Consider the following 12,637-nt stretch of genomic DNA (forward strand, 5'->3'; position numbering starts at 1 on the left):
GTGTACGACATGCCACCGGAAATCGAGGTCGAAGCCGACGGTGCGCTGCGCATCATCCGGCTCAACCGGCCCGACGCGCTGAACGCGGTCAACGACGCGTTGCACGTCGGATTGGCTGAGCTGTGGCCGCGGCTCAACGAAGACCGCGACGCGCGGGCTGCGGTGATCACCGGTAACGGCCGGGCGTTCTCCGCGGGCGGCGACTTCGCCTACCTCGACGAGATTCGGCAGGATCCCGACCTCCGCGCCAAGACGATCCTGCACGGGCGCGAAATCGTGCTGGGCATGGTGCGCACCAGGATTCCTGTGGTGGCTGCCGTGAACGGCCCGGCGGTCGGGTTGGGCTGCAGCCTGGTCGCGCTATCCGACATCGTCTACATGGCCGAGAGCGCCTACCTCGCGGACCCGCATGTGCAGGTGGGTTTGGTCGCCGCCGACGGGGGGCCGCTGACCTGGCCGCTGCAGATCAGCGTGCTGCAGGCCAAGGAGTATGCGTTGACCGGAGCCCGGATCTCGGCGCAGCGCGCCGTCGAGATCGGCTTGGCGAACCATGTTGTCGCTGATCCGCTTTCAGAAGCGGTCGCGTGCGCCAAGAAGATCATGGAGTTGCCGCGGCAAGCCGTCGAGAGCACCAAGCGCATGCTCAACATGCACGTGGAGCGAGCGGTGCTGAACACCCTCGACTACGCCAACGCCGCGGAAGACCAGTCCTTTCAGACCGAGGACTTCCGCCGGATCGTCGAGCGCCTCAACGCCCCGAAGAGCTGACCCGCCCTTCGGTGAGCGTGCACCCTTGTACACAGGTCACCGGCGTGTTGCCGTACCGACACGCACGGTCGCGCCAAGGTGAGCGAGGAGCTATCAGCTCGGCGGCAGGAGGGATTCCGAGCGCTGGACGGTGCCGGTGATACCGCCGGCGTCTTGACGGGCGAGCACCACGGCGGCCTTGGCCATCGCCTCCGGCGGCTCCACCATCTCCGGCGGGATGTCGTGGTCGCCAGCCGCCGCCCATCCTTCGGTGAGCACCACGCGTGACGGGCTCAGGCAGTTGACGGCGATGTTGTCCGGCTTGAGGTCCGCGGCCAGCCCGAGGTACAGCCGCTCGACGCCAGCCTTCGACACCCAGTACGCGTTGGCGCCGGGCATCGTCACACCCGTCGTCGTAATCGCCACCAGCGAGCCGCCGCCGCGCGCCCGAACGTGCGGGATCACCGCGCGCGTCACCAAGAACGTTCCGGTCAGGTTCACATCGAGGCACAACCGCCAGCGCTTGAGCGACGTCGACTCGATCGGGCCGAGCCACAGCACACCAGCGTTGGCGATCAGCACATCGATCCCGCCGAACACCGAAACCACCTCGGCCACAGCGGAATTCACCGACTGCTCGTCGGTGACATCACACCGCACGGCATGCGCGCGACCACCCGCCGAAACGATTCGGGTAGCCACCGAATGAATCGTGCCGGGAATCCGCCCTTCGGACTCAGAGCGAGCGGCCACCGCAACAGCAGCGCCCTGCGCCGCCAACGCGCACGCCACCGTCGCACCGATGCCGCGGCTGGCCCCCGCGACGAACGCGACCTTGCCGGCCAGCGAACCGGTCACTTCGGGGCGAATCGCAGCGCCCCGTCCAGGCGAATGACTTCGCCGTTGAGGTAGTCGTTTTCGACGATGCTCGCCACCATCGCCGCGTACTCGGACGGCTGACCCATCCGCTTCGGGAACGGGACCTGCGGGCCCCAGTGCGCTTCGAGCTGCTCGGCCGGAACCGGGTACGCGGGCGTCAGGAACATCCCGGGCGCAATGGTGACCACTCGAATGCCGAGCGGAGAGAGATCACGTGCGGCGACCAACGTCATGCTGATCACGCCGCCCTTCGCCGCCGCGTAGGGGATCTGGCCGATCTGGCCCTCGTAACCGGCGATCGACGCGGTGTTGACGATGACCCCGCGCGCGCCGCTGTCGAGCGGCTCCTGGCGGGCGATCGCTGCCGCCGAGAGCCGCATGACGTTGAAGACGGCGGTCAGGTAGTACTCGATCGTCGTCTTGAAGCCGTCGAGGTCCAGGGGTGACCCGTCCTTGCCGACGAGACGCCCGCCGCTGGCCGGCCCACCGTGGCAGTCGACCGAGATGCGGAGGGGTCCGAGAGATTCCGCCTCTGCCAGCGCGGCGTTCACGTCCTCGGGGCTGGTCGCATCGGTGCGGACGTAGCGGATTCCCAGCTCGCTTTCCAGCGCCTTGCCCTTGTCATCGGCGACATCGGCGACCACGACCTTGGCGCCGGCTCCGTGCAGTCGGCGGACCGTGGCTTCACCGAACCCGCCGGTGCCGCCGACGACGATCGCGGAGCTTCCGCTGATCTGCATCTGATTCCCCTTCTTGCAACTGGCACTCTCAGCTTGAGAGAATAACATTCTCACCCGAAGCACATTGGAGACCAGTCATGCCTGAAGCCGTCATCGTGTCCGCGCTGCGCACCCCCATCGGCACCGCGATGAAGGGCACGCTGCGCGACACCGACGCGTACGACCTGGCGAATCACGTCGTAGGCGCAATCGCCGGCGAGCTCGACGGCCACCCCGTCGACGACGTCGTTCTGGGCGAGGGACTCTACGGCGGCGGGGTGATCGCCCGCCACGCCGCGCTGACCGCAGGGCTCACCAATGTGCCGGGCCTCGCCCAGAACCGTCACTGCGCGGCGGGTCAGGCCGCCGTCCAGAGCGCCGCGGCCAGCATCAAAGCCGGCATGGACGAACTCGTCATCGCCGGCGGGGTCAACTCCGCGTCGACGTCCCCGCGCTTCACCAGGGCTATCGGCGGCGAGCCTGCTGCCTGGTTCCCGCCCACCCATCCCGACCGGCCCGACGCTCCGAACATGGACATGTCGATCACCGTCGGGTGGAACGCCGCGGTCAAGGCCGGCGTGAGTCGCGAGGAGATGGATGCGTGGGCGCTGGGTTCGCACCGCAAGGCGGTGCAGGCGATCGACGAGGGCCGCTTCAAGCAAGAGGTCGTCCCCATCGAGACCCCGCACGGCTTGTTCGCCGTCGACGAGCATCCCCGCCGCGACACCACGATGGAGAAACTGGCCGCGCTCAAGCCGCTTCACCCGGAGATCGAGGGGTTCTCGATCACCGCCGGCAACGCGTGCGGCGCCAACGATGGCGCAGCGGTGCTCGCGATCGCCAGCGATGCCCTCGGGCTTCCTGCACTGGCAACCGTGCGGGCGTGGGCGTCGGTGGGCGTCGATCCGGCCATCACCGGGCTGGCGCCCGTGGAGGCGATTCCCAAAGCCCTTGAGCGCGCTGGCCTTTCGCTTGACGCCGTCGACCTGTTCGAAATCAACGAAGCATTCGCGTCGATGTGCGTGGCCACCGCCAAGCTGCTCGAGATCGATCCGGACAAAGTCAATCCCAACGGCAGCGGCTGCTCGCTGGGCCATCCGGTCGCCGCGACGGGCGCGCGGATGCTGGTCACGCTGGTGCATGAACTGCGTCGCCGCGGCGGCGGCATCGGCGTGGCGGCAATGTGCGCCGGCGGCGGTATGGGTTCGGCGACGGTGATCGAAGTTCCCGCGCCGTAAGCGCATTCGGCCGTAAGTTCTTCTCGATGCGGGATATTCAGGAGCTCATTGCGGCCGCCCGAGGTGGCTCCACTCGGGCCGCCGGCCGGCTGCTCACCCTCGTCGAGAGCGCGCGCCGCGACGAGGTGCTGGCCGCGCTGGGCAGCTCGACGGCGCGCGTCATCGGGATCACCGGACCGCCGGGGGCGGGGAAATCGACGACGATCGCGGCGCTGGTCGGCGCCTACCGGCAGCAGGGACTTCGCGTCGCGGTGCTCGCGGTCGACCCGTCGTCGCCGTACAGCGGCGGAGCGCTGCTTGGCGACCGGATCCGGATGGCCGCCCACATCAACGATCCCGGCGTCCTGATCCGCTCGGTGGCCAGCCGCGGCCACCTCGGCGGACTCGCGGCGGCGGTGCCGGCCGCGATTCGGGTGCTCGCCGAATTGGGTTACGACGTGGTGTTGCTCGAGACCGTGGGTGTCGGCCAGTCGGAGATCGAGATCGCCGCGGTCGCCGATCCGACCGTTGTCATCCTCAATCCCGGCGCTGGCGACGCCGTCCAAGCCGCCAAAGCGGGACTGCTCGAAGTCGCCGACATCGTCGTGGTCAACAAGGCCGACCGGGAAGGCGCAAAGCAGACGGTTCGCGACCTGCGGGCCGAGACCGATGCCCCCATCGTGTTGCTGGTCGCGGCACAAGGTGAGGGCGTGCCTGAACTGGTCGAGACCATTGACGCCCACTTCCGCAACGACACCCCGGCCCGCAGGGCCGCGCGGGCGCGCGCGCAGATCCTGTCGCTGGCGCAGACGATGTTGCGCGCGCACCACAACCTCGATCGCCTTGCCGCGGCCGTCGCCGACGGACGCCAGGACGCCTACACCGCCGCGGGCAAGCTGCTCAGCGGTTCTGACACGGCGGCCGCCCCGGCCGAGATGACGCCTGGTTTCCATGCCGCCCGCACCCCGGACCGCCCCGCGCTGGTAATGGGGACCCGCGGCGACGTGGTGACCTACCGCGAACTCGAGGAGCGCTCCACCCGGCTGGCGCGAGCGCTGCGATCGCGCGGGCTGCGCGTTGGCGACCACATTGCGCTCCTGGTGGAGAACAGGCCGGAATTCCTCGAAACCGCTTGGGCCGCACAGCGGTCCGGGCTGTACTACACCGCAGTCAACTGGCATCTGCGCGCCGGTGAAGTGCAGTACGTGCTCGACGACTGCGGCGCCAAGGCACTGGTGGCCAGTGACACGATGGCGCAGGTGGCCGCCGATCTGGACCTCTCGCGGATACCGGTGCGTATCGCGGTCGGAGCGGGGCTCGGCGGATTCGAACGCTACGCCGACGTGGTTGCCGCGGAGCCCGCGACGCCCCTCGACGACGAGTGCGAGGGCCGCGAAATGCTCTACTCGTCGGGCACTACCGGCCGACCGAAGGGTGTGCGTAAGCCACTGCCCGCCACCCCGCTGGGTGATCCGAGTTGCGCACCGGTGCAGATCGCGCGGGGGCTGCTCGGCACCAACGGCGACGCAGGCGCCGACTCGGTGTACCTGTGCCCGGCTCCGCTGTATCACTCTGCGCCCCTTGTGTTTTCGATGTCCTGGCAGAGGCTGGGCGCCACGGTGGTACTGATGGAACGGTTCGATCCACGGGAGTGCCTCGAGCTGATCGAGCGCTACCGCGTCACCCATGCACAGTTCGTCCCGACGATGTTCATCCGCATGCTGCGGCTGCCCGAAGCCGAGCGCCGCCGCTACGACTTGTCGAGTCTGCGCCGCGTCACCCACGCCGCGGCACCGTGCCCGGTTGCGGTCAAACGGCAGATGATCGACTGGTGGGGTCCGATCATCGACGAGTATTACTCGGGCACCGAGGACATCGGCTCCACGTTCATCGCCGCCGAAGAGTGGCTGGCCCATCCCGGCTCGGTGGGCCGACCGTTCGAGGAGTGCCACATCGTCGGCCCTGACGGCAAGGAGCTGCCCGCCGGAAAGGTCGGCGTCGTGTACTTCGGCGGCGGCCGCGCGTTCGAGTACCACAACGACCCGGACAAGACTGCGTCGGTGACCAATGCGCAGGGCTGGCGAACCCTCGGCGACATCGGCTGCCTCGATGCGGACGGATACCTCTACCTCACTGATCGTCAGGCCCACATGGTCATCTCGGGAGGCGTGAACATCTACCCGCAGGAGGCCGAGAATGTGCTGGCCGCTCATCCCGCCGTCGCCGACGTCGCGGTGTTCGGCGTGCCGGACGACGAGATGGGGGAGGCGGTCAAGGCCGTGGTGCAGCCGACCGACCCGGCGGCCGCCGGCGACGACCTCGAAACCGAATTGATCGCCTACTGCCGGTCCGAGTTGGCGACGTACAAGTGCCCGCGCAGCGTCGACTTCGTCGACGAACTGCCGCGCGACCCCAGCGGCAAGCTGTACAAGCGGCTTCTGCGTGAGCGGTATTGGCAGGGGCACGAGTCCCGGGTCATCTGAGGCATTCGCTGACTTTCCCGTCGAATTGCGATTCGGCGATGCAACCGGGGTAACCAAGAAGAGGCGCCTACGAAAGCCGCCCCTCAGGAAGGGACGATCGATGCTGACCGTCGTACTCGCAGTGGCTGTCGTCGGCATCGCCCTGCTGGCCGCGGCGGTGCTGACCGAGAACACAATCATTGCGCTGGCCGCCATTGCGCTGGCCGCGGTGGGCCTGGTCCTGCTGGCGCGCGACTGGCTGGCCGAACGTCGCCGCCCCGAGCAGCCTCCTATCGAGGCGCAGCGCGCCGAGGACGTCGCCGAACATCCGCACGTAGCACACGAAGCCGCGCTGGAACCCGACGAGTTCGAGCCCGACGTGCCCTACGACGAAACCTTCGATGACCAAGACATCGAGGAAGCCGCAGAGGACGGCGCCGCCGACGAGCGCGAGGTCAAAGCCGCCGGCAATGACACCGCACCGCAGTAAGCGCGCTCAGCCGGAGGTGTGGACGATCAGCACGTCGATCTGGGCGCGGCTCGCGATGCTTCCCGGAATCGAGAACACCCGCCCGAGGATCGCCGACCGCGCGTTGAGGCCCACGTTGCCGACCACCAGCAAATCGGCTTTGACCTGTTCAGCGAGGTCGACGAGCGCGTCGACCGGCGCATCTTCGATCGGCCGCTCCTCGATGTTCTTGGCCCCGGCGGCGGCTGCCCTGCTGTGCGCCTCGCGCAAGATCGCGAAAATTGGTGCCCTGCCGTGCATCTTGTAGCCCTCGTCTTTGAGGATGTCGGCGGCCCGCAAGTCTTCTCGCTGAGGAAAGTAGCCGGTCGCGATGTAGAGCGTCGCGTCGCTCTCAGCGGCGATCTCGCCCGCCCGGTCGACCGCACGCAGTGACGACTCCGAGCCGTCAGTTCCCACCACCACGGTTCGATAGGTGTTCATCGGGCCTCCCAGGGTCTCGGCATTGGCCAGACCCTAACGTGCGAACGCACGTCCGCGGCCCGATTCGGCGGCTATCCGGGCAGGTCGATCAGCCGCCGCATGTAGTGCAGCAGGTGCCGGCGCAACTCGTCGTCGCCGATGTCTTCGACCAAGGGATGCATCACCGCAACACTGATCGCGCCTGACAGCATCGCGGCCTCGATCCTGGCTTCGGCGCCCGTATCCTCGCCCAGCAGCGCCGCGTAAAGCCGGCCGATGAACTGCTGGAACGGCTGGTGCTCGGCAAGTAGCCGCACCACCACGGGATCGAACTGCAACGTGCTCACCATCCCGCGCCGTTCGATGGCCAGGTCGACCACCCGGGTGAGCAGCATCTCGCGCGCCCGCGGTTTGCACTGCTCGGCCTCGGCGGCCTCCAGCGCGGCCGCCAGCCGGCCGAGTTCACGTTCTGTCAGCGCGATGACGATCTCGTCTTTGGTCTTGAACTGGTGGTACACGGCGGCTTTGGTGACTCCGACCGCGTCGGCGATCATCTGCAACGACGTTCCGCTGACGCCGTGCATGGCGATCAACTCGAGCGCCGCATCCAAGATGCGGATCTGCGCGGCGCTGCGCCGCATATCGGCCAGTCCCGACGTGATCGACGGCGCCGACGAGGCCATGCCCTGAGGGTAGCCGATCGGCTATTGACCGTGCCCGAACCGGCGGATAGCCTCGCGCCTAGCCAATCGGCTAGTTACCGCGATCCGGGAGTTCACATGACCAGCGTCGCCGACAACGAGGCGGAAACCGTGGTGTCCGCCCGTGTCAACGGACAGTCGCTCATCCTCTGGATCACACCGGTTGCGGCCGCCGTATTGCTCGTCGCGTTCGTGTCATTTCCCGGGTTCTTCCCGCCGATGTCGCCGCGGCTGACGCCGCAGCAGGTGGCGTCGTTCTATGCCGAGAACACGACGATGATCCGGTTCAGCATGGTGACCTACAACCTCTTCGGCATCATGCTGGTTCCGTTCTTCGCGCTGATCGTCGCGCAGATGAAGCGCATGGGCACGCCCACCCAGGTGCTTGCGTACAGCTACCTGACCGCGCTGGTGAGTGGCGCCACGCTGTTCGCTCTTGCCGATCTCTTCTGGCTCATCGCGGCGTTTCGCCCCGAGCGCAATCCCGAATTGACCATGCTGCTCAACGATTTGGCGTGGATCACGTTCGTCGCGCCGGTCGGCATGCTGGTGGTGCAGAACCTCTGCCTTGCGCTGGCGGTGTATCTCGACCGCAGCGCCGAGCCGATCTTTCCGCGCTGGGTGGCGCCATTCAGCGTGCTCACCGCGTTCGCGATGACACCCGCCGCGTGCGCAGCCGTCGTCAAGACCGGACCGTTGGCGTGGGACGGCGCCGTGTCTTTCTGGCTGCGGATCGGCGCCTTCGCCGTCTTCGTCGTGGTCATGTTCTTCGTCGTCCGCGCAGCGATCAACCGCCAAGCCGCGGAGGAACGGGCGCACTCATGAGCCTGGCTCCCGCAGAACCGGTTGTCGCCCAAGGGGATCAGAGCGGCCCCGGATCAAAGCGCGATCTCTGGATTTGCTGGTGGGTGGTGCCGATCTTCTACATGGTGTTCGGCGTGATCTTCGTTCCGCTGGCGCGGGTGATGCCACCGCCGAGACCCGACCGCACCACCGAGGAGATCGTGGCGTTCTTTCACGCGCACGCGCTGACCATCCAGATCGGTTTCGGGATGTTGATGGTCGTGATCGGGTTCGCCGGGGTGGCCAACGGCATCGTCGCGTATCAGATGCGCCGGATGTCGGTGAGCCCGGCGTTCGCCTACGCCTATATTGGTGCGCTGAACGTGGGCGCGCTGCCGGGTTGTCTGTTCGCGGCGTTTTGCTTTCTGGCTGCGGCGTTTCGGCCGGACCGCGACCCACAGCTTCAGGCTCTGCTCTATGACACCGCGCTGCTGTCGTTCGTCGGCTCGCTGGGGTGCTTCTCCGCCGCGTACCTGGTGTTCGCATTGGCGATCCTGTTGGACCGCAACGGCATCTTCCCGAAATGGCTCGCGTACGTGACGGTCTGGCAGATCGTCACCGAAGTGCTTGCGGCACCGGTGTTCGTCTTCAGGTCGGGACCGCTGTCCTGGAACGGGTCGATCAGCTTCTGGATGGGCACGGCGATCTTCGCGTTCTGGCAGACCTGCATCATCGTCACGCTGCGCAGGGCAGTCGCGCGCCAGCCGGCTGGTGAAGTGCTTGCAGATTAAGGACTTTGAGTTTCATGACGAACACCGACAACGCCGTGGCCGCCCGGGACGAGGCCGTACCAGGTCCTGCCCCACACCTGCCCGGCGAAAGCAGCATGTGGGTCTTCGTCATCGGCGACCTGGTCATCTTCTCCGGATACTTCCTCATCTTCATGGTCCACCGCACCCAGGAGCGGGCGCTGTTTCTGGAATCGCAACAGCATCTGGACCTGACCATCGGTCTGGTCAACACGCTGTTGTTGCTCACCAGCTCATGGTTCGTCGCGCTCGGTGTGCAGTCCACCCGAGACGGCAACCGTCCGCGCGCGGTGCGGTTGACCGTGTTGGGCGGCGTCTGCGGGCTGGTTTTCGCGGCCGTCAAGGCCTACGAGTGGACTTCGAAAGTGGTTGCGGGGCTGACATTTCCGAGCAACGACTTCTTCATGTTCTATTACATGCTGACCGGTGTGCACCTGGGCCATGTGCTGCTCGGTCTGGTGATTCTGGGCATCGTATTGCGCGAGCTCCGAAGGCCGCACGCCCGCCACGTCGTCGTCGCGGAAACCGGGGCCACCTACTGGCACATGGTCGACTTGCTGTGGGTCGTCATCTTCGCGCTGCTGTACGTGATGAGGTGAACCGATGAACACCGCCACCGCCCGGACCACCTATGTATGGCTGGCGCTTTCGGCGATCACGGTGCTGTCGTGGTTCTTCGCGCCGGGACGAGTACACGGCAGCGTACACGCGAGCGCGTCGATCACCATTGGCGTCCTGGCGATGGCCTTGGTCAAGGTGCGGTTGATCATTCAGCACTTCATGGAGGTGCGCACCGCCCCACGGTGGCTACGGCTGTTCACCGACGTCTGGCTCGTCGTGCTCTTCGGCGCGATCCTGGGGATCTACCTGTACTGAGCCGCCATGTGCGCCGAACGTGAGGGCACTGCGAAAAATGGGCCGAAATGTCGCACTGAGCTCACGCTCGGCGAGGGGGATCGCTCGGAGGTCCGTTACACCTTCAACGATCGGCCGGTGGCCGCGGTATAGCCGCTGCGGTAGCCGAAAACCATTGCGGGGCCCAGCGTTCCACCTGCGCCGCCGTAGGCCTTGCCGGTCACACCGGCCATCGCATTGCCGGCTGCATACAGCCCGGGGATGACGGCCCCGCTGACGTGCAAGACCCGCCCGTCGCGGTCGGTGCGCGGCCCGCCTTTGGTCCCCATCGCGCCGATCTTCACCGGCACCGCGTAGTACGGCGGCGTGTCGATCGGCCCGAGTGTCCTGCCGGCCCGGGTGGCGGCCTTGTCGTCGCCCCAGTAGCCGTCGTAGGCGCTCGCGCCGCGACCGAATTGCGGGTCTCGCTCCTGTGCGACGTTCTTGTTCCAGTCCTCGAGCGTGCGCGCCAGCCCGTCAGGGTCGATTCCGGTCTTGGCGCCGAGCTCGGCGATGTCGGACGACGGCGAAAACCATTCCGGCGCAGCCTCTCCCGGCGTGACGCCGAGGAATCCGTAACGCTTCAGATGGAGCGCGTCGAACACGATCCACGCCGGGTCGTTGAAGTATCCGTCCTTGGGATCGAGGTACTGGAACGCGCCTGCCATCGAGTTGTACTCGCCGGCCTCGTTGAGGAAGCGTCTGCCCGCGCGGTTGACGATAATGCTGCGGGGTCGTGTGCGTTCCAGTCGCACGCTTCGGCTGCGTTGCTTGCCCCCGATGGTGTCGCCGGGAATCTGCACGATCGGCACCCACCACGCCTCACCCATGTTGGCCAGGTCGGCGCCGTGGGCCATGGCCATTCGCAGCCCGTCGCCCGTGTTGTTCGGTGGCGACACCGCGCCGTGCATCGGGCCGCGCAGGTAGGCCTCGACCAGTCGGTCGTCCCATTCGAAGCCGCCGGTGGCCAGAACCACGCCGCGACGGGCGCGCACCCGGACCTCGCTGCCGCGCAGGCTGATTCGGGCACCGGTGATGGCGTTACCGTCCGAAACCAGTTCCACCGCACGGGCATTCGTGCGTGGTGTGACGTCCCGGTCGAGCAATGCCTCGAGCAGCCCGGCGATCAATGCCGTGCCGGCGACGCATAGATCGCCGGCCGCGTCATCCACCGACGCGTGGATCCTCGCGCGTGTCTCGGCGTCGATCCCGACGTTGCTGAAGTCGGCCGGGAACGACGTGATGCGGTCGCTCCATTCGCCGAGCTGCGATAAGTCGTACGGCTTTGCGTTCAGCGACCGGCCGCCTCCTGGCCGCCCACCCGGCAGCTCCGGCTTGTAGTCGGGAAAGCCATCGGCGATCTCGAACCGCAGCTCGCTGTACGCCTCGACGAAATCGAGCATCGGTGCGCCGGTCCGCACAAACGTCTCGACGAGATCGTCGTCCATATAGCCGAGAGACTGCGCGCGCAGATATCTCATCGCGTCGTCGACCGTCAGTTCACCGTCGGGCGCGCGGCGATGCGCCGGTATCCAGACGATGCCGCCGGACACCGCGGTGGTTCCGCCCACCGTCGGGGCCTTCTCGTACACCTCGACCGAGGCGCCGTTGACCGCGGCGGTCAGGGCAGCCGTGAGGCCGGCGCCTCCGCTGCCGAGCACCACGACGTCGACCACGTGGTCCCACGTGCTCATCGGAGTCTCCTCTCGCCGGCCGGTCCTCAGCTGAGGATCGCCGACAGTTCCTGCGCTGCCTTTACGACTGCGTCGCGGCCGGCCATGACGACGTCTTCCCGGTGGGAGATCAGGTTGATGCACGTGGGCGGCGACGGCGGCCGGCGGCGCACCGGAACCGCGAGCCCGTAGGTGTTGGGCTCGATCTCACCGTGGGTCACCACCCACCCTTCGTTGCGGGTCTGCGCCACCAGCTCGCGCTCACCGGGCCGCGGCGGCATGCTGGCCAGCAACGCGATACCGGCGGCGCCGCGGTCCAGCGGGTATCGGCTGCCCTCGTGGAACGACAGCTGATACATCACGTGTGTCGGGACGATGACCGCGATAGCGACCTGCTGGTCACCCTCGGCGACCAGCAGCGACACCGTCGCGCCGAGATTGTCCGCCAGCGCGCGCAGCGTCGGCAGGCTGAGCTGACGCACGTTGTTGTCGAACGCGGCGCCCAGCACCGCGAGCGCCGCCGCCGGCCGGTACCTGCCGTCTTCCCCCTTGGTGACGTAGCGGAATTGCGTCAGCGTGCCGAGCAGGCGATAGGCGATGGTGCGGTGCACGCCGACGTAGTCGGCGACCTGCTGGACCGTGACTCCCGACGGGGCGGTGGCCACTGCCTGCAGGGCGCTGAGCCCGCGGGCCAGGGTCTGCGATCCAGCGGTCATTCGCTCGTCGCCCGGCTGCTTGACAGACCTGGTCATGAGGATGATGCTCTATGCATAGTGCACATCAATGTGCGATTTTAGCACATTCGGTTCGCGCATCGCGAGAACA

The 12,637-nt window shown here is 67.2% G+C and carries 14 protein-coding genes and 1 pseudogene; 9 read left to right on the forward strand and 6 right to left on the reverse strand.

From position 1 onward, the window contains the following. Nucleotides 1-768 (forward strand): enoyl-CoA hydratase/isomerase family protein, encoded by a 768-nt coding sequence (locus AC5Y4N_RS13530; protein ID WP_499909149.1) that lies wholly within the window; start codon nt 1-3, stop codon nt 766-768. 93 nt (nt 769-861) lie between these two features. On the opposite strand, the gene AC5Y4N_RS13535 is transcribed toward AC5Y4N_RS13530, so the two are convergent. Together AC5Y4N_RS13535 and AC5Y4N_RS13540 are read right to left on the reverse strand one after the other, a co-directional pair. Further along, nucleotides 862-1,605, reverse strand: a complete 744-nt coding sequence (locus AC5Y4N_RS13535; protein WP_499909147.1) for an SDR family NAD(P)-dependent oxidoreductase — start codon at nt 1,603-1,605, stop codon at nt 862-864. After that, nucleotides 1,602-2,366 carry an SDR family NAD(P)-dependent oxidoreductase gene (locus AC5Y4N_RS13540; protein WP_499909145.1) on the reverse strand — a complete coding sequence of 255 codons (765 nt, stop codon included), beginning with the start codon at nt 2,364-2,366 and terminating at the stop codon, nt 1,602-1,604. Before AC5Y4N_RS13540 ends, AC5Y4N_RS13535 begins: the two co-directional genes overlap by 4 nt. Nucleotides 2,367-2,443: 77 nt before the next feature. Between AC5Y4N_RS13540 and AC5Y4N_RS13545 the strand changes: the two genes are divergently transcribed. The 4 genes and pseudogenes from AC5Y4N_RS13545 to AC5Y4N_RS13560 all read left to right on the forward strand — a co-directional run bounded on the left by AC5Y4N_RS13545 (nt 2,444) and on the right by AC5Y4N_RS13560 (nt 6,514). Beyond that, nucleotides 2,444-3,583, forward strand: coding sequence for a thiolase family protein (locus AC5Y4N_RS13545; RefSeq protein ID WP_499909142.1), 1,140 nt, complete (start codon nt 2,444-2,446; stop codon nt 3,581-3,583). A gap of 26 nt (nt 3,584-3,609) precedes the next feature. After that, nucleotides 3,610-4,404, forward strand: a pseudogene (gene meaB, locus AC5Y4N_RS13550) (methylmalonyl Co-A mutase-associated GTPase MeaB); the annotation flags it as partial. A 93-nt stretch (nt 4,405-4,497) separates the two neighbouring features. Continuing rightward, nucleotides 4,498-6,045 (forward strand): acyl-CoA synthetase, encoded by a 1,548-nt coding sequence (locus tag AC5Y4N_RS13555; protein WP_499909336.1) that lies wholly within the window; start codon nt 4,498-4,500, stop codon nt 6,043-6,045. Nucleotides 6,046-6,145: 100 nt separating this feature from the next. Next, the gene (locus AC5Y4N_RS13560) at nt 6,146-6,514 is read left to right on the forward strand and encodes a hypothetical protein (protein ID WP_499909140.1); all 369 of its coding nucleotides are present in this window, start codon (nt 6,146-6,148) and stop codon (nt 6,512-6,514) included. Nucleotides 6,515-6,520: 6 nt separating this feature from the next. Here the strand turns inward: AC5Y4N_RS13560 and AC5Y4N_RS13565 are convergent, their stop codons facing one another. Both AC5Y4N_RS13565 and AC5Y4N_RS13570 read right to left on the reverse strand, forming a co-directional pair. Next, nucleotides 6,521-6,973 (reverse strand): universal stress protein, encoded by a 453-nt coding sequence (locus tag AC5Y4N_RS13565; RefSeq protein ID WP_499909138.1) that lies wholly within the window; start codon nt 6,971-6,973, stop codon nt 6,521-6,523. 71 nt (nt 6,974-7,044) lie between these two features. Beyond that, complete coding sequence (locus tag AC5Y4N_RS13570) at nt 7,045-7,635, reverse strand: TetR/AcrR family transcriptional regulator (protein ID WP_499909136.1); 591 nt, start codon at nt 7,633-7,635, stop codon at nt 7,045-7,047. A gap of 96 nt (nt 7,636-7,731) precedes the next feature. Between AC5Y4N_RS13570 and AC5Y4N_RS13575 the strand changes: the two genes are divergently transcribed. Genes AC5Y4N_RS13575 through AC5Y4N_RS13590 form a run of 4 tightly spaced genes read left to right on the forward strand, consistent with a single transcriptional unit; the run spans nt 7,732 to nt 10,121 of the window. Continuing rightward, nucleotides 7,732-8,478, forward strand: coding sequence for a hypothetical protein (locus AC5Y4N_RS13575; protein ID WP_499909134.1), 747 nt, complete (start codon nt 7,732-7,734; stop codon nt 8,476-8,478). Further along, entirely contained in the window at nt 8,475-9,227 is a 753-nt protein-coding gene (locus tag AC5Y4N_RS13580; RefSeq protein WP_499909132.1) for a hypothetical protein, read from the forward strand. Before AC5Y4N_RS13575 ends, AC5Y4N_RS13580 begins: the two co-directional genes overlap by 4 nt. 14 nt (nt 9,228-9,241) lie before the next feature. Then, nucleotides 9,242-9,844, forward strand: coding sequence for a cytochrome c oxidase subunit 3 family protein (locus AC5Y4N_RS13585; RefSeq protein ID WP_499909130.1), 603 nt, complete (start codon nt 9,242-9,244; stop codon nt 9,842-9,844). A 4-nt stretch (nt 9,845-9,848) separates the two neighbouring features. Beyond that, nucleotides 9,849-10,121, forward strand: a complete 273-nt coding sequence (locus AC5Y4N_RS13590; RefSeq protein WP_499909128.1) for a cytochrome C oxidase subunit IV family protein — start codon at nt 9,849-9,851, stop codon at nt 10,119-10,121. A 95-nt stretch (nt 10,122-10,216) separates the two neighbouring features. Here the strand turns inward: AC5Y4N_RS13590 and AC5Y4N_RS13595 are convergent, their stop codons facing one another. Next, nucleotides 10,217-11,833, reverse strand: a complete 1,617-nt coding sequence (locus AC5Y4N_RS13595) for an FAD-dependent oxidoreductase (RefSeq protein WP_499909126.1) — start codon at nt 11,831-11,833, stop codon at nt 10,217-10,219. Nucleotides 11,834-11,859: 26 nt separating this feature from the next. After that, entirely contained in the window at nt 11,860-12,564 is a 705-nt protein-coding gene (locus AC5Y4N_RS13600; RefSeq protein ID WP_499909124.1) for an IclR family transcriptional regulator, read from the reverse strand. Nucleotides 12,565-12,637: the final 73 nt, after the last annotated feature.

This window comes from Mycobacterium sp. NGS19, from assembly GCF_059813155.1.